Annotated in this window: 20 protein-coding genes; 9 read left to right on the top strand and 11 right to left on the bottom strand. The window is 28.5% G+C overall.

Features of this window, described 5'->3' with window-relative positions; all coding sequences use genetic code 11:
- Positions 1-18 precede the first annotated feature (18 nt).
- Both C4S76_RS01965 and gldJ read right to left on the bottom strand, forming a co-directional pair.
- The gene (locus C4S76_RS01965) at positions 19-525 is read right to left on the bottom strand and encodes a Smr/MutS family protein (protein WP_105192163.1); all 507 of its coding nucleotides are present in this window, start codon (positions 523-525) and stop codon (positions 19-21) included.
- Positions 526-582: 57 nt separating this feature from the next.
- Positions 583-2,238, bottom strand: coding sequence for a gliding motility lipoprotein GldJ (gene gldJ, locus C4S76_RS01960; RefSeq protein ID WP_105192342.1), 1,656 nt, complete (start codon positions 2,236-2,238; stop codon positions 583-585).
- 448 nt (positions 2,239-2,686) lie between these two features.
- Between gldJ and porV the strand changes: the two genes are divergently transcribed.
- The 3 genes from porV (at position 2,687) to C4S76_RS01945 (ending at position 5,477) form a co-directional block, all read left to right on the top strand.
- Positions 2,687-3,847, top strand: a complete 1,161-nt coding sequence (gene porV, locus C4S76_RS01955) for a type IX secretion system outer membrane channel protein PorV (RefSeq protein ID WP_105192161.1) — start codon at positions 2,687-2,689, stop codon at positions 3,845-3,847.
- 90 nt (positions 3,848-3,937) lie between these two features.
- Positions 3,938-4,942: a DHH family phosphoesterase gene (locus C4S76_RS01950; protein ID WP_105192159.1), complete on the top strand. Its 1,005-nt coding sequence runs from the start codon at positions 3,938-3,940 to the stop codon at positions 4,940-4,942.
- Positions 4,929-5,477, top strand: a complete 549-nt coding sequence (locus C4S76_RS01945) for an FKBP-type peptidyl-prolyl cis-trans isomerase (protein WP_105192157.1) — start codon at positions 4,929-4,931, stop codon at positions 5,475-5,477. Before C4S76_RS01950 ends, C4S76_RS01945 begins: the two co-directional genes overlap by 14 nt.
- Here the strand turns inward: C4S76_RS01945 and C4S76_RS01940 are convergent, their stop codons facing one another.
- Positions 5,478-6,401, bottom strand: coding sequence for a bifunctional riboflavin kinase/FAD synthetase (locus C4S76_RS01940; protein ID WP_245915771.1), 924 nt, complete (start codon positions 6,399-6,401; stop codon positions 5,478-5,480).
- A 147-nt stretch (positions 6,402-6,548) separates the two neighbouring features.
- Here C4S76_RS01940 and atpD point away from each other — a divergent pair, with 147 nt between their 5' ends.
- Together atpD and C4S76_RS01930 are read left to right on the top strand one after the other, a co-directional pair.
- A complete protein-coding gene (gene atpD, locus C4S76_RS01935) occupies positions 6,549-8,063 on the top strand; it encodes a F0F1 ATP synthase subunit beta (RefSeq protein ID WP_105192155.1) in 1,515 nt (504 codons plus the stop codon).
- Between the two features lie 21 nt (positions 8,064-8,084).
- Positions 8,085-8,354, top strand: a complete 270-nt coding sequence (locus tag C4S76_RS01930; RefSeq protein ID WP_105192153.1) for a FoF1 ATP synthase subunit delta/epsilon — start codon at positions 8,085-8,087, stop codon at positions 8,352-8,354.
- A 245-nt stretch (positions 8,355-8,599) separates the two neighbouring features.
- Here C4S76_RS01930 and trmB read toward each other — a convergent pair whose 3' ends face one another.
- Complete coding sequence (gene trmB / locus C4S76_RS01925) at positions 8,600-9,280, bottom strand: tRNA (guanosine(46)-N7)-methyltransferase TrmB (protein WP_105192151.1); 681 nt, start codon at positions 9,278-9,280, stop codon at positions 8,600-8,602.
- Positions 9,281-9,421: 141 nt separating this feature from the next.
- On the opposite strand from trmB, the gene C4S76_RS01920 reads away from it, so the two are divergent.
- Positions 9,422-10,075, top strand: a complete 654-nt coding sequence (locus tag C4S76_RS01920) for a TIGR02117 family protein (RefSeq protein ID WP_245915770.1) — start codon at positions 9,422-9,424, stop codon at positions 10,073-10,075.
- 461 nt (positions 10,076-10,536) lie between these two features.
- Complete coding sequence (locus C4S76_RS01915; RefSeq protein WP_105192147.1) at positions 10,537-11,715, top strand: MFS transporter; 1,179 nt, start codon at positions 10,537-10,539, stop codon at positions 11,713-11,715.
- 348 nt (positions 11,716-12,063) lie between these two features.
- On the opposite strand, the gene guaB is transcribed toward C4S76_RS01915, so the two are convergent.
- From guaB to atpB, 7 genes are all read right to left on the bottom strand, one after another.
- Positions 12,064-13,524 (bottom strand): IMP dehydrogenase, encoded by a 1,461-nt coding sequence (guaB, locus tag C4S76_RS01910; RefSeq protein ID WP_105192145.1) that lies wholly within the window; start codon positions 13,522-13,524, stop codon positions 12,064-12,066.
- 671 nt (positions 13,525-14,195) lie between these two features.
- On the bottom strand, positions 14,196-15,074 hold the full coding sequence (gene atpG / locus C4S76_RS01905; RefSeq protein ID WP_105192143.1) for an ATP synthase F1 subunit gamma: 879 nt from the start codon (positions 15,072-15,074) through the stop codon (positions 14,196-14,198).
- Positions 15,075-15,113: 39 nt separating this feature from the next.
- Positions 15,114-16,694 carry a F0F1 ATP synthase subunit alpha gene (gene atpA / locus C4S76_RS01900; RefSeq protein WP_105192141.1) on the bottom strand — a complete coding sequence of 527 codons (1,581 nt, stop codon included), beginning with the start codon at positions 16,692-16,694 and terminating at the stop codon, positions 15,114-15,116.
- A 41-nt stretch (positions 16,695-16,735) separates the two neighbouring features.
- Positions 16,736-17,281, bottom strand: a complete 546-nt coding sequence (gene atpH / locus C4S76_RS01895; RefSeq protein WP_105192139.1) for an ATP synthase F1 subunit delta — start codon at positions 17,279-17,281, stop codon at positions 16,736-16,738.
- A 1-nt stretch (position 17,282) separates the two neighbouring features.
- Entirely contained in the window at positions 17,283-17,777 is a 495-nt protein-coding gene (locus C4S76_RS01890; protein ID WP_105192137.1) for a F0F1 ATP synthase subunit B, read from the bottom strand.
- A 112-nt stretch (positions 17,778-17,889) separates the two neighbouring features.
- Positions 17,890-18,084, bottom strand: a complete 195-nt coding sequence (gene atpE, locus C4S76_RS01885) for an ATP synthase F0 subunit C (protein ID WP_105192135.1) — start codon at positions 18,082-18,084, stop codon at positions 17,890-17,892.
- 17 nt (positions 18,085-18,101) lie between these two features.
- Positions 18,102-19,181: a F0F1 ATP synthase subunit A gene (gene atpB / locus C4S76_RS01880; protein ID WP_105192133.1), complete on the bottom strand. Its 1,080-nt coding sequence runs from the start codon at positions 19,179-19,181 to the stop codon at positions 18,102-18,104.
- Positions 19,182-19,887: 706 nt separating this feature from the next.
- On the opposite strand from atpB, the gene C4S76_RS01870 reads away from it, so the two are divergent.
- Positions 19,888-20,370: a YceD family protein gene (locus C4S76_RS01870; protein ID WP_105192129.1), complete on the top strand. Its 483-nt coding sequence runs from the start codon at positions 19,888-19,890 to the stop codon at positions 20,368-20,370.
- A 40-nt stretch (positions 20,371-20,410) separates the two neighbouring features.
- Positions 20,411-20,611, top strand: coding sequence for a 50S ribosomal protein L32 (gene rpmF, locus C4S76_RS01865; RefSeq protein ID WP_105192127.1), 201 nt, complete (start codon positions 20,411-20,413; stop codon positions 20,609-20,611).
- The last annotated feature ends 49 nt before the right edge of the window (positions 20,612-20,660 follow it).

The raw sequence follows: 20,660 nt of genomic DNA, 5'->3' as shown, positions 1-20,660 counted from the left end.
ACAAAGGTATTAAAATACTTATTTAAATCTAATTTCAACTGCACCAAATCGATATTTCATAATATCTGCCTCAAAATATTCTATATCGTCTATAGATTGTAAAAGTTGATATATATTTTTTTTTAAAACTCCTTTACCTTTGCCATGAATTAAAATGAGCTTTTTAATTCCATCTTTTTTTGCTTTTTTTATTTCTGAATATGCTACATTAATTTGTTTCTGTAACATTTGATGGGGTTTTATATCTCTCAAAGAATCGACTAAATGCCCAATATGTAAATCAATTATTCTTATAGTTTCTTTTTTTATAATTATACTTTTATTATCCTTATGTTCATCTTTTTTCATCTCTTCTAAACAATCGAAATTTAGCTCTTTAAAAGAGCTATAAGGTATAATACTTTTAGCTAAATAAATATTTTCAAAACCATATTCATCTAAAAGAATTACTTGAGGTCCTTTTATTTCTTTTATAATAAAAGTTCCTTTCTCATCAATTACATTTACCTTATCACCAATTTCCATATTAAATAAAAAGGGCTACCTAAAAGATAGCCCTATATTATAATATTAAGCTTATATTTATCTAGGCATCCTATTATTAGTTCCTCTCTTGGTCTTTACAGAAGAGCTTTCTTTTCCTTTATGATCCTGAGCTACTCTGAATCCTACCCACACTGCAGATTCTGCTTCATTCATATATCTTCTCTGACCCGGATCCAGCCAATATGCTGTATCATTCCAAGAGCCACCTTTAATAACCCTCAAATCATTACTTATTTGAGAGGTTCTCTGTTTAGCATCTTTTTGTAAAATAACTCTTCCTTTTTTATCAACCACCCAATTTCTAATTGGCGAATTATAAAAATTATATGTTCCTGCTGAGTCTGTTTTTCCATTTCCTGCTTCTAAAGATGATTGTAAATCTCCATCTCTAAAATTTCTAGAATCTTCAACTACCTCAGTTTCAAATTTACCTGATAAACTTTTATAGATTCTTCTTCCGTCTGTTAATGTATCATATTGAATATTATCATCCTCCACTTTTTTAAACTGCCCCGGACTTCCTTCTTCATTTATAAAACGTTGATAAACATTACCACGATAATAGTTAAAATCATTAAAATCGGTATCTATTAAAGGTCGGTATACATCTTGAGTCCATTCAGCCACATTACCATACATTCCATAAATACCATATGGATTAGAACGATAGGCTCTTACATCAGAGGTTATGGCATTTCCATCGTTACCCCAGCCACCTATACCGGAATAATCTCCTTGTCCATATTTAAAATTATCTAAAAACTGTCCTCTGTTTCTCCCTTTTTTCTCACGCATTCTATTGATCATCACATCTTTCCCTTCTACTAAATTATATTGCCTATTATCGGCCTCAGCAAGAGCTGCATACTCCCATTCTGCTTCTGTAGGCAATCTAAATTTTTGTACTAAATTACCTTGAGCACTTTTATTTACAGCAACTACTCTTTCATTTTTATTTCCTATTCCACTTTGTTTTGCTACTTTGTCTTGATTAACAATGTTTTCTAATGAAGGATCATTATATTTATATTTTTCAACATTAAATGAATTAGAACCCACATTATTGGCAGGGTCATTATAAAAATTTCTCGAAATAATTCCTCTATTCATTAACTCCCTTTCGTTTGCTCTATCTGTAAGCCAATCACAATATCTTTGTGCCTGTAACCATGAAACTCCTACTACGGGATAATTATCAAATTGTGGAGCCCTGAAATAATCTTCGGAATATACATCATTTCTTGATAATTTATTTTTCCAAACTAATGTATCCGGAAGTGCTCCGTAATAAATATCTTTATAATTTTCATCACTAGGAGAATATACATATTTCAACCATGTAACATATTCTCTATATTCATAATTGGTTACTTCTGTTTCTCCTATAAAAAAAGAACGCACCTGCATACGCGTAGGAGTATTATTCCAATCGTGCATAACATCATCTTTTACCAATCCCATAGTGAAAGTCCCTCCTTCAACAAATACCATTCCTACCCAAGATTTTTCATTTTTCCTTTTACTGCTAAAAAACCATCCATTCTTATCATTTGCTTTCCATCCTGATAAACTTTGAGTATTTTTTGTTCCTCCACCAAGTTTTGATTTTCCTCCACCTCCACCGCAACTTGTTAGAAGGAAAGAAAATGAAGAAACCACAGTGAACAATAAAATGAATTTTCCTATTTTCATTATATCTATTTTCATTATTTTAAACATGCAAAAATAATATATTATTATGAATTTAAAAATTTTTCTATTTCTAATTAATAGTGGAGTAACGATAAATAAACTTGAAATATTGTTTAGTTGAAAATAAATATTGCATAAAAAGAAAATTATTATACCCAAATAAATTGTATTTAAGTTTAACAAAGAAAAAATAATCTCTAAATAACAATATCCCTATTAATTTTATCGTTAAAATGAATAAGAATGGTTTGCGTAGGGATGATCTAGTTTATAAAATTCTACTTATGAATAATACAAAATCAAAAAAAATAACATTCCTACCAAAAAATTAGACAAAAACATTAAAAATAGCAATAAAGATTTTTAAGTTTATTCCTTATAGATAATTTAAAAATAAAAATCTATCTTTGCTAATATAAATTGTAAAAAACAAAACTTAATTAAATACATGAAAAAAAGTATTTTATTACTATCCATCCTATGCTTTGCTCTTTTAAAAGCTCAAGATAATCGTTATGCTATAATAACTGGGGCTCCGTTTTTAAGAATTTCCCCAGATGCCCGTTCTGGAGGATTAGGTGATCAAGGAGTCGCCACGTCGCCAGATGAATATTCCCAATATTGGAATCCTTCCAAATATGTATTTGGAAGCAGCTATTCTGGAATAGGTGTATCTTATACTCCTTATATGAATAAATTAACTAATGATGTATTTTTATTAAATGGTACTTTTTATACTTTCTTAGGAGAGGAAGAAAGAAGTACGGTGGCTGCCAGTATTTATTACTTTAACATGGGAGAAATTCAACTAAATGAATTAATAGGGAATGATATTGTTGAAAAAGGCACTTCTAAACCCAATGAATTTGCTATTGACTTATCCTATGGTTTAAAACTTGCTGATGTATATTCTATGGCTGTTACTGCTAGGTATATACGATCTGACCTTTTTAACAATGTAGATAATTCTTATGCTCAAACTAAAGCGGCCAATACATTTGCTGTAGATGTTACCGGATATTTTCAATCAAACAAAACAGACGTTTTTAAAAACTATCAAGGTCGATGGAGAGCAGGATGGGGAATTTTCAATATGGGACCTAAATTAGATTATTCAGATAGTCAGGAAAATAAAAGTTATCTTCCTACGAATCTAAGATTAGGTGTAGGATATGATTTATTTTTTGATAGTGAAAATAAATTAGGGTTAACTTTTGAAGCGACTAAGTTATTAGTACCTGCACCTAAAGATGTTACAGATTCTAATGGTACAACCCATACGGAAGTTCCTGACAAAAGTTTTATCTCTGGAATGTTTAGTTCTTTCGGAAATAAAGATGCAGGTAAAGAAATTACTTATAGTATTGCTGGTGAATATACTTTTAAAAATGCTTTTGCATTTAGAACCGGTTATTTTTATGAAAACCCGGATAAAGGAGGTAGACAATACATTACATTAGGTGCAGGACTTAAATATCAATCTTTTGGTATAGATTTTTCTTATTTAATAACCACAGCCAGTGTAAATAATGCTTTGGATAATACTTTAAGATTTGGTTTAACCTGGAATTTTGGTGGAGATACTTCTTCATCGTATGATAATTTATAGAATTAAATAAAATCTAATTTTTCATATTCTCTATAAAAATCACTCTTCATAAGGAGTGATTTTTATATTTTTACTAAAAATATGCATTATATGTTTTCAGAAAAAGAACTATCCGAAATAAAACATCTTTTAAAAATTAAGAAAAATATACTTATCCTTACACATCAAAACCCTGATGGAGATGCAATTGGATCCTCTCTTGCATTACAACTTTTTTTTAAAAAATTAGATATTGATTCAGCTATTATTGTTCCCAATGAATTTCCTAAATTTTTAAAGTGGTTGCCTAAAGCAAAAAATATTATTATTGCTGAATATAGAACTAAATATACTGAAATTGCATTTAAAAAAGCAGATCTAATCTTTTGTCTAGATTTTAATACAGCTGCTAGAATAAACCAACTTGAAGATAAATTAAATAAAAGTAAAGCTATTAAAATTTTAATAGATCATCACCAGCAACCCGATTCTTTTAATTTTATATATTCAGATATTACACAACCGGCAACTTGCCAGATGATTTATAAATTTATTGATTCAATAGGCGAAGTCTCAAAAATTGATGAAGATATTGCTTATTGTTTATATATAGGAATTCTAACAGATACAGGTAGTTTTAGATATAGAAACACTACTGCTGAAACTCATAGAATAATAGCCCATTTAATTGATAAAGGAGTTTTACCTGATTTAGCAGCTTCCAATATCTTAGATAACAATACAACTGAAAAAATTAAATTATTAGGCACAGTATTAGACTCGGTGCAGCTGATAAAAGAAAAAAACACGGCAATATTATCACTTACCCGAGAACAACTAAAAAGTATGGGATACCAAAAAGGAGATACAGAAGGCTTTGTGAATTATGGTTTATCCATCATAGGTATTAAATTTGTAGCTTTTTTTATGGAAGATTTGCAAAATGATTTTATCAAAATTTCATTTCGTTCTAAAGGTAATTTTGATGTTAATGTATTTGCTAGAAAATATTTTAATGGTGGAGGACATATAAATGCTGCCGGAGGTAGAAGTGAACTTTCTCTTGAAAATACAATTCAAAAATTTAAAAATATTATAGAAAATGAAAATATATAATAATAATATTGTTTATTTATTTTTATTTCTACTTTTTGCCGCTTGTCAAAAGAAAGAAATTTTTCAACCTGAACAATCGAAACATACAGATTATTTACAAAATTCTCAAAAATATTCCAAAATTAGAGAAACAAATGAAAGAAAATATCTACAAAAATGGGTAAATAAGCAAAAAGATTCATTACAACATATTTTTGAAACTACATCTTCAGGTATATGGATTCGATACGTTATAAAAAATAATTCTCCACTGGCAAAATTAAATGATCAGGTAATTTATACCGCAGAAGTAAAAGATTTAAACAATCAAATAATTTATTCCACAAATGAATTTGGAAATAAACAAGGCATTTTAGGTAAATTTAATGAAATTAGGGGGATTGAAAGTGCTTTATATAAAATGAGAAAAGGTGAAACGGTTGAAATTTTATTACCTTCTTTTACCGCTTATGGCTTATATGGAGATGAAAATAAAATTGGAGCAAATGCTCCTTTACTTATAAAATTGAATCTTATAGATGTAAAATCCCCTTAATTATTTTGAAAAATATTTAATAGTATTCTCTTTATCTTTAGTTAATTGTTTTTTTAAACCTTCTATTGATATAAATTTTTTTTCATCTCTTTCTCTTTCGTAAAAATGAATTTCTAATATTTCCCCATAAATATCTTCATTAAAATTAAGTATATGAACTTCAATTTGTTTTTTCACCCCTTTTATTGTAGGACGTACCCCTATGTTCATCATTCCTTTATAATTCTTATCTCTAACTTTTACATTAACAAAATAAACTCCGTTTTTAGGGCATATTTTTTGAGGGTCAATTTCAATGTTAGCAGTAGGAAATCCTATTGTTCTTCCTATCTTATCACCTTGGATCACTTTTCCTATCATAATAAAGGGATATCCTAGCCATTGATTAGCCAAAGCTATATTACCTTCATTTATTTGATTTCTAATTTTAGTAGAACTTATCACTGTATTATGTTCTGTAATGGGAGGCAACCGATATAATTTAAAATTAAACATTTCTGAGAAAAGTTTAAGTTGTTCAAAATTACCATCTCTATTTTTTCCAAATTGATGATCATATCCCACGATTAGGGAATGGATTTTCATCTGATTTACTAAAATATTTTTTACAAATTCTAAAGCTGTTAAACGGCTAAATTCATAGGTAAATTCTTGAATATATAAATGCTGAACCGAAAATCTATCCAACATTTTAATCTTTTCATCTAAAATCGTAAGTAATCTAAAATCAGTTTGGGGTTGCAAAACAAATCTGGGATGAGGATTAAAAGTCATTATTGCAGTTTCTCCACCTTCTTTACTTGCAATTTCTTTTAAATATTTTATAACAAATTGATGTCCCAAATGAACCCCATCGAACATTCCTAAGGTTAAAATAATTTTCTTTTCTTTAGGTTGTTCTATATTCCCTATATGAATTTCCACTTAATATTTAGTAAACAAATTTAATGTGCAAATATGATAAATATTATATTTTTTTCAAAAGAGAATGAGAATAAAATATTATATTTGCAGTAATGCAAAATTAGCAGAAATACATAAAATTCTTAAAGTTATCGAATACTAAATAATATGGCAACTGAACAAAAAGGAAAGATATCGCAAATAATCGGTCCTGTTATAGACGTTATTTTTGAAGAAGTATCAGAACTTCCAAATATTTATGACTCTTTAGAAGTTGTAAAAGAAAACGGAGAACCTTCTCTAATTATGGAAGTAGAGCAACATATCGGACAAGATACTGTACGTTGTATTGCCATGGATGCTACAGACGGTTTACACAGAGGACAATTGGTTCTCTCAGCAAATAAACCCATTACAATGCCTACTGGAGACCAAATTAATGGACGTTTATTTAATGTAGTAGGGAAAGCTATTGACGGTATTGGAGAGGTTCCTAAAACCCATGAATTACCTATACATAGACCGGCACCTAAATTTGAAGATCTATCTACATCGGCAGAAGTTCTCTATACCGGTATCAAAGTAATAGATCTTATAGAACCTTATTCCAAAGGAGGTAAGATTGGATTATTTGGAGGTGCGGGAGTAGGAAAAACCGTATTGATTCAAGAATTGATTAATAATATAGCCAAAGGCCATGGAGGTCTATCTGTTTTTGCAGGAGTTGGAGAAAGAACCAGAGAAGGAAATGATCTTCTACGTGAAATGCTAGAATCTAAAATCATTTCATATGGAGATGAGTTTATGAAGTCTTTAGAAAACGGTGGATGGGATTTATCCAAAGTAGACCATGAAGCACTAAAAACTTCTAAAGTAGCTTTTGTTTTCGGGCAAATGAATGAGCCACCAGGAGCTCGTGCCAGAGTAGCTCTTTCTGGATTGACATTAGCAGAATACTATAGAGACGGAGAAGGAAGTGGTAAAGGACGTGATGTTTTATTCTTTATAGATAACATTTTCCGTTTCACACAGGCTGGTTCTGAAGTTTCCGCTTTATTAGGACGTATGCCTTCAGCTGTGGGTTACCAACCAACTTTAGCCAGCGAAATGGGGGCTTTACAAGAAAGAATAACCTCTACAAAGAATGGTTCTATTACTTCCGTTCAGGCAGTATATGTACCTGCAGACGACTTAACAGACCCTGCTCCGGCAACTACTTTTGCTTATTTGGATGCAACTACAGTATTAGATAGAAAGATAGCCTCATTAGGTATTTATCCTGCTGTAGACCCTCTGCAATCTACCTCAAGAATATTAACTCCAGAGATTTTAGGAGATGAACATTACAATTGTGCAGAAAGAGTAAAAGAAATCTTACAGAGATATAAAGCCCTTCAAGATATTATTGCTATTTTGGGTATGGAAGAATTAAGTGAAGAAGATAAATTAGTAGTACACAGAGCCAGAAGAGTACAAAGATTTTTATCTCAGCCATTCCATGTTGCAGAACAATTTACCGGGACTCCTGGTGCTTTAGTAGACATTAAAGATACTATTAAAGGATTTAATATGATCATGGATGGTAAGCTAGATCAATATCCAGAAGCTGCATTTAATCTTAAAGGAACTATTGAAGAAGTTATTGAGCATGGTGAAAAAATGTTAGCTGAATTGAAAAATTAATTTAAATCTTCAAGTTTATTAATGAAAATACAAATATTAACCCCTGAAGATACTATTTTTGATGGTGAAGTTTCATCTGTAATTATTCCTGGATTACATGGTGAATTTCAAATGCTAGAAAATCACGCAGCTATTGTTTCTGCACTTACTTCAGGAAAAATAAAGATTGAATCTATAATTTCTTCTTCAGTTAATAAAAATTTAACTAAAGAAGGAAAATTTGATACTTATCTTATTAAAGGAGGTATATTAGAATTTAATAATAATAAAGGAATTATCCTTTGTGATTAATAAAATTCACAAATACAAAAAAATAAACCCTCTAATAGAGGGTTTATTTTTTGCATATTATTAATTTACTTTTTTAGTATGTATTTAGAAATAAATTTCAATTTTAAATGTAATTGAATCGCTTAAATAAATGTTTTAAAATCAACTTTAAATTCATATAATATTAAAATTATTTATAAACAGAATATTAATATTATTCATTCTGAAATCATAATAAAACAATATTTTAAATAAAATTTCTCTATTTATACTTTAAATTTTAGATAAGTTATAGGCTTTCCTTCTTTTAAAAATATATTTTCATAAAACGTTTTTATTTCTCTAACATAAGAAGGTAAATCATATTCTGGAGCACCATAAATATCATGATGAGAAGCCAATATTTTACAACCTAAACCTTGTAAAAGACCATTAGCATAACCATGTAAAAATTCACTGTCAGTTTTCAAATGAATAACTCCATTCTTAGAGTTTAATATTTTTTTATATTTATCTAAAAATAAAGGATTTATCAATCTATGTTTAGTTCTCTTAAATTTAATTTGAGGATCCGGAAAAGTAATCCATATCTCATCTACCTCACCATTTTCAAAAATGAAATTAATTAATTCTATCTGGGTTCTTAAAAAACCGATATTTTTTATGTTTTGTTCTATAGCCGTTTTTGCTCCTCTCCAAAACCGAGCTCCTTTTATATCTATACCTAAAAAATTTTTATTTGGAAAACTTTGTGCCAATCCTACTGAGTACTCACCTTTCCCACAACCTAACTCTAAAACTATAGGGTTATCATTTTTAAAAAATTCTTTTCGCCATTTTCCTTTTAAATAAAATCCATTATCATTCACAACCTCCTCCCTTGAGGGCTGCAAAACATTATAAAAAGTTTTATTTTCAGCAAATTTTCTTAATTTATCTTTTCCCATTATTCATTAATACAAGTGCAAAAATACAGATATATTCAAAAAATTAATTATAAATAATATTTAATTATTTTTTATATTTAAATTAGGGCTTTAAATTTTAACTCTATGAAATTACTTTTTATAAAAAAGTTCTTAAAATGCATGGGATTCTTATTATTATTTATTACCTCTGTATTATTTTTATATTTAGCAGGCGCATATATTTTTTCCCATATTACTGTTAACAAAGAAGATAATCAACCTGAAGAAATGCCCATATATATTTCCACTAATGGCATGCATACTGACCTAATATTTCCTATAAAAACAGAAGAAATAAACTGGAGTAAGGAAATAAAATACAGCCAAACTTCAAGTAAAGATAGTATACAAAATTATATTTCTATAGGTTGGGGTGATCGGGGATTTTTTCTTGATGTCCCTGATTGGGATCATGTAAAAGTTTCGGTAGCTTTTAAAGCTGCTTTCGGCCTTAGTACCACGGCAATTCATACTACATATCTTAAAAGTATTGAGGATGAAAAAGATTATAAAAAAATAATGATTTCCAAAGATCAATATAAACGACTTATAAAATATATACAACAATATTTTAAAAGAGACGAAAAAGGGAATCTTATTAATATTATAACTTCTAATACTTATGGGGAAAATGATTCTTTTTACGAGGCTAAAGGAACCTATCAACTATTTTTTACTTGTAATACCTGGGTGAACTCAGCTTTAAAAAATGCTGGATTAAAAGCTTGTCTATGGACTCCTTTCCAACAAGGTATTTTCAATCAATATAAATAAATTATTTTTTTTAATAATACAAACCTATTTTCTCACAAATTTATTATAATTTTATTAAATATGTCCTGTTAATTTATATATTAATATTTTATAAAATTATTTATAGCAAATCTCATTTTAAGTGAATAAGTCATTATTTTTCATACTTTATTTATTTATTATAAATTCATCTATAAACATAATAAATTAAATAATTATTCATTTACTATTATATAGAATTTTTGATTGTATATATGAAATTTATTTTGATGGATTACTAATATGATAAGCCTTTGTTGTTCGTTAAGTGTTTTTGTAATTTTAGTTTATCAAATTACATAACTTTGTTTTCATTTAATCATCCGTAAACACTAATTTTTATTGATTTCATTAAACGAAGCTGAACAATATAATTTTCACACTGGAAAATTTATTTCATACCTTTGACCCCTTGATTTTTTAATTTAATTTGAAAATAAGAAATGAATATTTCTCAACCTAAACTTACTACCGGAATTTTATGGTTAATGGCAATCAGTTCTGGATTGGTTGTAGCTAATAATTACTATAATCAACCTTTATTAGGTCTGATGGCTAAAGATTTTAATGTAAGTGAATCAAAGATCAGTGGCATAACCATGTTTACGCAAATAGGATATGCTTTCGGACTTTTCTTTTTTATTCCTTTAGGTGATATGTTCAGAAGGAAAAGAATGATACTTATTGATTTTATTTTTATTATTATTTCTTTGTTATCTATGGCTATGAGCCCTTCTGTGGAATTATTATTTCCTATAAGTTTTATTATCGGATTTACTTCGGTAATCCCTCAATTATTTATACCTATGGCTGCAACTTTGGCTACACCTGATAAAAAAGCTAAAGCTGTAGGTTTTGTAATGAGTGGCTTATTGGTAGGAATTCTAGGCTCAAGAGTTTTAAGTGGATATATCGGAGATATTTGGGGATGGAAAGAAATGTATTATATAGCTACTTTCGTAATGATAATTTTATGGATACTGATTTATTTACAATTGCCTGAAGTTTATCCAAACTTTAAGGGGGGATATAAAGAATTAATGTTTTCTCTTTCTCACCTATTTAAATCTGATCCTTCACTACGATTATCTGCTCTAAGAGGAGGGCTTAGTTTTGCTTCGCTTAGTGCTTTCTGGACTCCATTAGTATTTCATCTTGAAAAGGATTTTCATTTAACTAGTGGAAACGCTAGTAATTTGGCAGGAAAATTTGGATTGGCAGGAATTGCCGGAGCTATTACTGCTGCTTTTTTAGGAGGAATTATTAATAAATATAATAAATCTACTTTAATGATTATTTTTATTGTTACAATTATTATTTCCTGGTTTATATTTTACAGCTTTGGTAATTCTTATATTGGATTAATTATTGGTGTTATTCTAATTGATATTGGCGTTCAAGCCTCTCATATAACCAATCAATCTATTATTTTTTCAGGACATCCTGACGCTACAAACCGTGTAAATACTATTTATATGACCAGTTATTTTATTGGAGGCGCTTTAGGAACTTTAATGACTGGATATGCTTTTGAAGTTTTCGGATGGAACGGAGTTACATTCGTAGGAGGAAGTATTGCTATTATTATGCTTATTTGTCATCTTATTTTTAGTAAAAAATAAGTACTAATATAACCCAATTGTTTATTAAATAACCAAGTATACTTCCCTATTATCCTAAAAACCTTTAGCCCTTATTCATAAATAAATATATTATATATATACTCCTTTCTTTTTAAATTGTCTCAACAAATTAATTTTTTTTGTCATTTGGCTATAATTTTTCAAAAAAAACCTGTAATATTGAAATTAGAAATTGGAAAATTGACTCAATAAAAAAATAATTAAAAAAGTCTTAATACTAAGACTTTTTTAATTATTTTAGTTTTTATAAAATATTTTTTAAGTTTTTTTTAATATTCGAAATTATTAATAATTCTAATAATTTATACCTTCATTAAAAAAACAAAACTAATTCGAATAGTTAGGGGCCTCTTGAGTAATGATTACATCATGTGGGTGACTTTCTTTTAATCCTGCTGAAGATATTTTAACCATTTTACTATCTTTTTGTAATTTTTTAATATTTTCAGTACCACAATATCCCATTCCTGCTCGAATTCCTCCACACAATTGGTAAATTACATCTGAAAGCTTTCCTTTATAAGGAACCCTACCTTCTATTCCTTCTGGAACTAATTTTTTGGCTTCTGATTGAAAGTACCTATCTTTACTTCCTCTTTTCATAGCAGAAAGCGATCCCATTCCTTGATAGCTTTTAAATTTCCTGCCTTGAAAAATAATTTCATCACCAGGAGCTTCTTCTGTGCCCGCAAATAAAGAGCCTAACATAGCACAAGAAGCTCCACTTGCAATTGCTTTAACTATATCTCCGGATAATTTTATTCCTCCATCAGCAATTACCGGAATACCTTTTTGTGAAGCATATTCGAAAACATTATATATAGCAGAAAGTTGAGGTACTCCTACTCCTGCAACTACTCTGGTTGTACATATTGAACCAGGCCCTACTCCTACTTTTAAAGCATTTGCTCCTGCTTCTATTAAATCTTTGGCCGCTTCTGAAGTAACTATATTTCCTCCTACAATCTCTAACTCTGGAAAAGAAGATCTTATTTCCTTTAGTTTATTTAATACATTAATAGAATGACCATGTGCAGAATCTACTGCTATAATATCAACCCCAACTTTCACTAAAGCATCTACTCTTTCCAAAGTATCATTTCCTACCCCAACTCCAGCTCCCACTCTCAATCTTCCATTTCCATCTTTACAGGCTCTGGGATATTCTAATAAATTATCTATATCCTTAATAGTAATTAGACCTATTAATTTATTATGATCATCTATAATTGGCAATTTTTCAATTCTATTATCTAAGAGTATTTCTTTTGCTTGTTCCAAAGAAGTATTTCGTGAAGAGGTTATGATTTTCTCTTTTGTCATAATATCTTCAACTTTTTGAGATAAATTTGATTGATATTTTATATCTCTATTCGTAATAATACCTACTAAAGTATAATCTTCTTCGATTACAGGCAACCCTGAAATTTTATATTCCTGCATCAAGGCTAATGCATCTTGTAAGGTATGATTTCTGCTTAGTGTAATAGGATTAGTTATCATCCCATTTTCAGTTCTCTTAACACGATTAACTTCAATGGCTTGTTGTTCAATAGTCATGTTTTTATGAATAAATCCTAAGCCTCCCTCTCGTGCTAAAGCTATGGCTAAATCTGACTCGGTTACTGTATCCATAGCTGCGGATACAATAGGTATATTTAAATTTATTTTCTGAGTCAATTGAGTTTCTAGGGAAACTTGCGAAGGAAGTACTTCTGAGTAAGATGGTATAAGAAGTACATCATCAAAAGTGATTGCTTCTTCAATAATTTTTGAACTAAGTGACATATGTGCTTTTGCCAAGCAAAATTATGATTTTTTTCATAAAATTAAAAATATAATTGAAAGTTAAAATAAAGACTATATCTATAGGAATTACTTTTCAGGAGAATCTTTGAAAATTCGATATCCTATTTCCTCCTATGGATTACTTTTTTGTAGATGAAATTTATTACAAATATCCTAAAATAGGAAACTAAGATCTAATAATAACTCTAATGCTTTTTTTATTTACAATGAAAACTTCTTAGGTGTCACAATATGTCTTAAACTTAATTCATTTAATGCAAAAAAACCTCATTTTATTAAATTAACATTCTCTCATTTGTTACCAAAATGTTTTTATATATTAATTTTAAAGAAGATATCTTTTCTCCTGTTTATGTAATTACGTAGATATATATATTATGTGCTTTTTATTCTTTTACAAAATATAAACATATTCATTATAAAACTTTAGGATCTACCCTACATTAGAACAATAATAATTCTATCAAAAAAAGAATTTTATTCACTTATCTTTATAAATATTGCATGTGAGAAGTGATTATACTAATTAATAAATATTAATTAGTATAATAAGGAAATCTTCTTAAATGCAATTAAATAAAAGAATTTCCTATAAATATTTTATAAAAAAAGGTCACTTTTTTAAGTGACCTTCATAAAAAATTATATTTTTAATTATCCAAAGCTTGAGCTCCGCTAACTATTTCTATCAATTCATTTGTAATGGAAGCCTGTCTTGCCTTATTATAAGAAATAACTAGATCTTGTTTTAAGGATTCAGCATTATCTGTAGCGGATTGCATAGCTGTCATTCTTGCCCCATGCTCTGCCGCATGTGAGTCTAAAATTGCTTTAAATAACTGTATTTTTAATGTTTTAGGAATTAAATGAGTTAAAATTTCTTCTTTAGAAGGCTCAAATAAATAATCAATATTTATATTTTTGTTTGCTTCTAGATTAGATTTCTCTTCTTTAATTTGTAAAGGTAAAAATTGTTCTACTTGTAATACTTGTATTACTGCATTTTTAAATTGATTATAAACAAATTCAATTTTATCATATTTATTTGTAATAAATAAATCTATTAATTCTTCTGCGATTTCAACAACTCCTTCATAAGTTAGAGAATCCCATAAATTACTATAATCCTTATAAATTACACTAGACCTATTCAGTATATCATACCCTTTTTTACCGATAGTTAAAATTTCAACTTGTTTATTTTTATACTTTATTTCTATTAAATTTTTTACTTCTTTAACAACTGAAGAATTAAAAGCTCCGGCTAAACCTCTGTTAGAAGTAATAACTACCAATAAAACTTTATTAACCTCATTCTTTCGAACATATTCTCCACCAACTTCAGAATCTAAATTTGAGCTTACATTAGATAATAATTCCTGCATCTTTTTAGAATATGGACGTAACTTACAAATTGCATCTTGGGCTTTTTTCAATTTTGATGAAGAAACCATTTTCATTGCACTAGTAATTTGCGTGGTTGAATTTACTGAAGCAATTCTATTTCGTATTTCTTTTAATGAAGCCATATCTAGTATAATAAATTTTTTAAAATAGTCTTATTATTTTCAATTAATGAAATTTTGAGCTACTTCATCTATTATTTTTTCTAATAAATTAGTAACAGAATCGTCTATTTTCCCGGATTTTATTTCTTTTAATAAGTCAGAATATTTTGATTTTAAAACTTCAAATAAATTTTGTTTAAAATTTTTGACTTTATTTACCGGAATAGATTTTAGTAAGTTATGAGTTCCTGCATAAATTATAGCTACTTGTTGTTCTACAGGGACTGGAGAGTTTACAGATTGTTTCAGAATTTCAACATTTCTTTCTCCTTTTGCTATTACAGCCGCTGTAGCTGCATCAAGGTCTGAACCGAATTTTGAAAAAGCTTCTAGTTCTCTATATTGAGCTTGGTCTATTTTTAAAGTTCCGGAAACTTTTTTCATAGGCTTAATCTGTGCTGCTCCTCCTACTCTGGAAACTGATATACCTACATTGATAGCAGGACGCACTCCTGAATTGAACAGATCTGTTTCTAGGAAAATTTGCCCATCAGTAATGGAAATTACATTTGTCGGAATATATGCAGAAACGTCTCCAGCTTGAGTTTCAATAATAGGAAGTGCTGTTAAAGATCCTCCCCCTTTTACTTTTCCTTTCAAAGACTCCGGCAAATCATTCATATTAGCAGCAACTTCATCATTATTTATAATTTTAGCTGCTCTTTCAAGTAATCTTGAATGTAAATAGAAAACATCTCCTGGATAAGCTTCTCTTCCTGGGGGTCTTTTTAATAACAAAGATACTTCTCTATAAGATACAGCTTGCTTAGATAAATCATCATATATAATTAAAGCTGATCTTCCGGTATCTCTAAAGAATTCACCAATTGCAGCTCCAGCAAAAGGTGCATATACTTGCATAGGAGTAGGATCTGATGCATTTGCTGCAACAATTATTGTATAATCCATAGCTCCCCTATTTTCTAATGTTTTTACAATCTGTGCTACTGTTGAACCTTTTTGAGATATTGCTACATATATACAATATACAGGTTCTCCTCTATCATAAAACTCTTTTTGATTAATTATTGTATCAATTGCAACGGTAGACTTACCTGTTTGTCTATCTCCAATTATTAATTCTCTTTGACCTCTTCCAATAGGGATCATTGAATCTATGGCCACAATACCTGTCTGTAAAGGATCACTTACAGGTTGACGATAAATTACTCCAGGAGCCTTTCTTTCTAGTGGCATTTCTAATAATTCTCCTTGTAAAGGACCTTTGCCATCTATAGGTAATCCTAAAGTATCAACTACACGTCCTATCATTCCTTCCCCTACTTTAATAGAAGCAATACTTCTTGTTCTTGAAACAGTATCTCCTTCTTTAATACTACTCGATGGCCCAAATAAAATAACTCCTACATTATCTTCTTCAAGATTTTGTACCATTCCTTCCAATCCATTAGAAAATCTAACTAATTCTCCTTGTTCTGCATTACTTAATCCATAAACTCGGGCAATACCATCCCCTACTTGTAATACTGTTCCTACTTCATCTAAAGAAATACTATCATCAAAATTTGATAATTGTTGTTTTAAAATAGCAGAAACTTCTGCCGGTTTTATATCTGCCATAATGGTTTTTTAATTTTTATTGTAAAAACTTTATTATCTATCTAATATACTTTTTGTTCAAACCGTTTTTTGATGTTTTCTAATTTTGTTTTTACACTTGCATCTAATTGCTGATCTCCTAAGCGTAAAATATATCCCCCAATTATACTTTCATCTATTTTATTATCTACTCTTACTTTTTTTGGATCATCTAGTTTTCCATATTTTATTAAGATATCTGAAATAGTTTTATCTTCTAATGGTATTGCTGAGGTAATAGTCACTTGCAGAATTCCTTTATATTCATTATAGATATGAATAACTTCTTCCGCTATATCTATTAAATCCGATTCTCTATTTTGTTTGATAACTAAAGTAATAAAATGTTGAGTCGTTTTAGAGAAAGATTTGAAAATTTGAGCTGCAATTTGTATTTTTCTTTCAGTTTCTAAAATAGGAGTTTTAAGAAATAACTGAAAGTCTTTACTTCCGTTAATGATATTTATTAAAGATTGCATTTCCTCAACAATTATCTCTTCTTCTTTCACAGATAAAGCATAATCCCACAAACCATCTGCATATCTTCTTGCAATTCTTATTTTGGACATTTTAATTTAATTTGGATTGGTCTAGCAAAGTTTCAACTAATTTCTTTTGTTCTTCTGCAGAGTTAAGCTCTTTCTGTAAAACTTTTTTTGCTATATCTATGGATAAATCTGCTACTTCTTTTTTAATTTGATTAACGGCTGCCATCTTTTCATTATTGATGGTTTCTTTAGCTGCAGAAATTATTTTATTACTTTCAAGTACTGCAGATTCTTTTGCTTCATTAATCATTTTATCTTTTATTTCTCTAGCTTCTTTAAGAATCGATTCTCTTTCAATTCTTGCTTCTTTCAAAATCTGCTCATTTTGAGAAGTTAATTCCATCATTTTTTCTCTTGCATCTTTAGCTTCATCTAAAGATTTTTGAATAGAATTTTCTCTATTTTCTAAAGCTTTAAGAATAGGTTTCCATGCGAATTTCCCTAATAAAAATAATAATACAATAAATGAAATAGTAGTCCAAAAAACTAATCCAATTTCAGGGGTTAATAAATCCATAATATATCTTTGAGTTTATCTTGTATTTTTGAATAATTATTTAATATTTAAAGAAAACCTGAACAAACCAACCGTTAAAATCAGGTTTTCTTAAAATTTCTACTCTTCTTATTTAATTTTTAATTAAAGAAACTACAATAGCAAATAATGCTACCGCTTCAACTAATGCTGCTAAAATTAAAGCAGAAGATTGAATTTTCCCTTGAGCTTCTGGTTGTCTGGCTATGGCTTCCATCGTTTTTCCACCAATTAAACCAATTCCTAAACCTGCTCCTATTGCAGCTAAACCTGCTCCAACTACTTCCATATTTATATATATTAAAATTAATGTTCTTCGTGTGAATCTTCAACAGCCATGCCAAAGTATAAAGCCGAAAGTATTGTAAAAATATATGCTTGTAAAGCAGTTACCAAAATTTCTATTAAAAATATAAAAACTACTGCTACAATTGAAGCGGGTGCTACTAAATATGATTTAAATATAAATATTAGAGAAATTAAACTAATAATAATTATATGCCCGGCTGTTATGTTAGCAAAAAGTCGAATCATTAATGAGAAAGGTTTAGTAAATATACCTATAAATTCTATCGGAGCTAAAAAAAGTTTCATCGGAACGGGTACTCCTGGTGCCCAAAAGATATGCTTCCAATAATTTTTTTTCCCGCTAAAAGTAGTAATGATAAATGTAAACAAAGCTAAAGTACATGTGAATGCTATATTCCCACTTAAGTTCGCACTAAATGGAAAGAATGGAATCAATCCAAAAATATTATTCAACCATATAAAGAAAAATATAGTTAATAAAAAAGGCAAATACTTTTTATATTTCTTTTCACCAATATTAGGAATAGCTATTTCATCTCTGATGAATACGATTATTGGCTCTACTACTGACGCAACCCCTTTAGGTACTCCGTTATATTTTGTACTAGAATAATATCTTGCTGCTCCTACAAATATCACTAATAATAGAATCATAGAAAGAAACATAGAAAACACATTTTCTGTAATTGAAAAATCCCATGGAGTTTTATTTACAGGATGTTCATGTTCTATATCTAAGTAATTTCCTTCAAAATTTGGTGTAGCATTAGCATAATAAATTTTTTCATGATACTTTGCTAAAGCTAATCCATTTTTCTCAACTTTAACTTTACCCGTATCGTCTCCATTAAATTCTTTCGAAGAAAAGCAAACCAATCCGTTTTCTGTCCATAAGATTACAGGTAAATTTAGCACTAACCTTTCACCTAAAATAGAAAACTGATGCGAATCTTTCACATGATGTAAAGCTGTTTCGGTTGGATTGAACTCCTTATTTGAATTTTGATTTTTATCTTCTGCTAGCACTATATTTGAAACAAAAAGTAAAACCAAAAAACTAAATATAAATTTCTTCATTTTTCCATAAAATAGATTTGCAAATATAACTATTTTTAATATATATATAACATATACATGAGCTTTATCATGTTATTGTTTTTTTAGATTCACTGAAATAGAAAAGTTTTAAAATATATATAATTTCAATGCTTATCGTTATAATGTAAACTATAAATAGATAAAAAATCAATCTCTCCGTAACCTGCTTATACTTAAAACAATAAAATAATAAAAATATATTTTTGAAGAATGTAAAAAAAAGATAAGCTGTAAAAATCCTTTTAAAGATTTTTTTAAAAGAAAAGTATACCCCCAAAAAAACAAATATGGAAGCTATATCAATAATTAAAAAAGAGATAAAAGCATAGGTTTTATAAAATAAGTTCCATGAAAAAAAATAAAATATAAAAAAAACAATAAGTGTAATTAAAATATTTAAACTAATATATTTTATAAGGATTTTATTCATCTAAATAAATATTTAAATATTCTCTCAATAACATTTAGCAAATATAATTGAAAATTTTTTTTTTAATCAAATCTGAACTGAAGAATAAAAGCAAGTTTAAAAATTATTTAATATAAAAATAACAATATTAAAAATACATACTTTACTATATTACCTTTACTCGAAATAATCTCAAAATCTATGTTTTACATTTATTATTTTTTTAAATAAAGTTTGTAGTTTTGAAACAAATCTTTAAATTTGCAATCCATTTTTATGGAAAAGTTACACAATTATGATATCTCATTTTCATCTTTAAAGCTTGGAAACCATAGCTTTAATATGAGCATTGAGCAATCGTTTTTTGATTTATTTGATTTTGATCAGGAGTTTTATAATCCTGCAATAGAAGTAAATGTTTTACTTATTAAACATTCTTCATTTTTAGAATTGGAAATAAATATCAGTGGTACTGTAATTTTACGTTGTGATATCTCTGACAAAGATTATGAACAAACTATTAATAACAAGATCAAAACCCTTGTTAAGTTTGGGGAAGAATATGATGACAGTAATGAAGAAATATTAATTATTCCTGTAGGTTCACATAGTGTTAATATTTCGCAGCTAATATTTGAATGTGTAATTTTATCTATACCAATGAAACATGTTCATCCAAGGTATTTACAAGGATACGAGGATGAATATACGGATTTATTAAAAAAATATGGTCTTCCTAATACAGATGAAGACTTATAAAGTTAAAATAGTAATTAAATAATATAATATTTAAGGAATTATGGCACATCCTAAAAGACGTCAGTCTTCTACCAGAAGAGATAAAAGAAGAACACATTATAAAGCATCTGTTCCTCAACTCGCTAAATGCTCAGCAACGGGAGAATTACATCTTTACCATAGAGCTTATTGGCACGAAGATAAATTGTATTACAGAGGAAAAGTAGTTATGGAAAAAGCTGCTGAAACTGCAGAAGATTAATCCAATTTACTGATCTTTAAAATATTAAAACCATTTAATTAATTAAATG

The organism is Apibacter adventoris, from assembly GCF_002964965.1.
In the GTDB taxonomy this organism is placed as follows: Bacteria; Bacteroidota; Bacteroidia; order Flavobacteriales; family Weeksellaceae; genus Apibacter; species Apibacter adventoris.
This window is presented reverse-complemented; position numbering and strand designations above follow the sequence as displayed.

Excerpts from the sequence above, each read along its gene's own strand:
- C4S76_RS01965 (WP_105192163.1), bottom strand. The coding sequence starts at position 525 with ATGGAAATTGGTGATAAGGTAAATGTAATTGATGAGAAAGGAACTTTT.
- gldJ (WP_105192342.1), bottom strand. The coding sequence starts at position 2,238 with ATGAAAATAGGAAAATTCATTTTATTGTTCACTGTGGTTTCTTCATTT.
- porV (WP_105192161.1), top strand. The coding sequence starts at position 2,687 with ATGAAAAAAAGTATTTTATTACTATCCATCCTATGCTTTGCTCTTTTA.
- C4S76_RS01950 (WP_105192159.1), top strand. The coding sequence starts at position 3,938 with ATGTTTTCAGAAAAAGAACTATCCGAAATAAAACATCTTTTAAAAATT.
- C4S76_RS01945 (WP_105192157.1), top strand. The coding sequence starts at position 4,929 with ATGAAAATATATAATAATAATATTGTTTATTTATTTTTATTTCTACTT.
- atpD (WP_105192155.1), top strand. The coding sequence starts at position 6,549 with ATGGCAACTGAACAAAAAGGAAAGATATCGCAAATAATCGGTCCTGTT.
- C4S76_RS01930 (WP_105192153.1), top strand. The coding sequence starts at position 8,085 with ATGAAAATACAAATATTAACCCCTGAAGATACTATTTTTGATGGTGAA.
- trmB (WP_105192151.1), bottom strand. The coding sequence starts at position 9,280 with ATGGGAAAAGATAAATTAAGAAAATTTGCTGAAAATAAAACTTTTTAT.
- C4S76_RS01920 (WP_245915770.1), top strand. The coding sequence starts at position 9,422 with ATGGGATTCTTATTATTATTTATTACCTCTGTATTATTTTTATATTTA.
- C4S76_RS01915 (WP_105192147.1), top strand. The coding sequence starts at position 10,537 with ATGAATATTTCTCAACCTAAACTTACTACCGGAATTTTATGGTTAATG.
- guaB (WP_105192145.1), bottom strand. The coding sequence starts at position 13,524 with ATGTCACTTAGTTCAAAAATTATTGAAGAAGCAATCACTTTTGATGAT.
- atpG (WP_105192143.1), bottom strand. The coding sequence starts at position 15,074 with ATGGCTTCATTAAAAGAAATACGAAATAGAATTGCTTCAGTAAATTCA.
- atpA (WP_105192141.1), bottom strand. The coding sequence starts at position 16,694 with ATGGCAGATATAAAACCGGCAGAAGTTTCTGCTATTTTAAAACAACAA.
- atpH (WP_105192139.1), bottom strand. The coding sequence starts at position 17,281 with ATGTCCAAAATAAGAATTGCAAGAAGATATGCAGATGGTTTGTGGGAT.
- C4S76_RS01890 (WP_105192137.1), bottom strand. The coding sequence starts at position 17,777 with ATGGATTTATTAACCCCTGAAATTGGATTAGTTTTTTGGACTACTATT.
- atpE (WP_105192135.1), bottom strand. The coding sequence starts at position 18,084 with ATGGAAGTAGTTGGAGCAGGTTTAGCTGCAATAGGAGCAGGTTTAGGA.
- atpB (WP_105192133.1), bottom strand. The coding sequence starts at position 19,181 with ATGAAGAAATTTATATTTAGTTTTTTGGTTTTACTTTTTGTTTCAAAT.
- C4S76_RS01870 (WP_105192129.1), top strand. The coding sequence starts at position 19,888 with ATGGAAAAGTTACACAATTATGATATCTCATTTTCATCTTTAAAGCTT.
- rpmF (WP_105192127.1), top strand. The coding sequence starts at position 20,411 with ATGGCACATCCTAAAAGACGTCAGTCTTCTACCAGAAGAGATAAAAGA.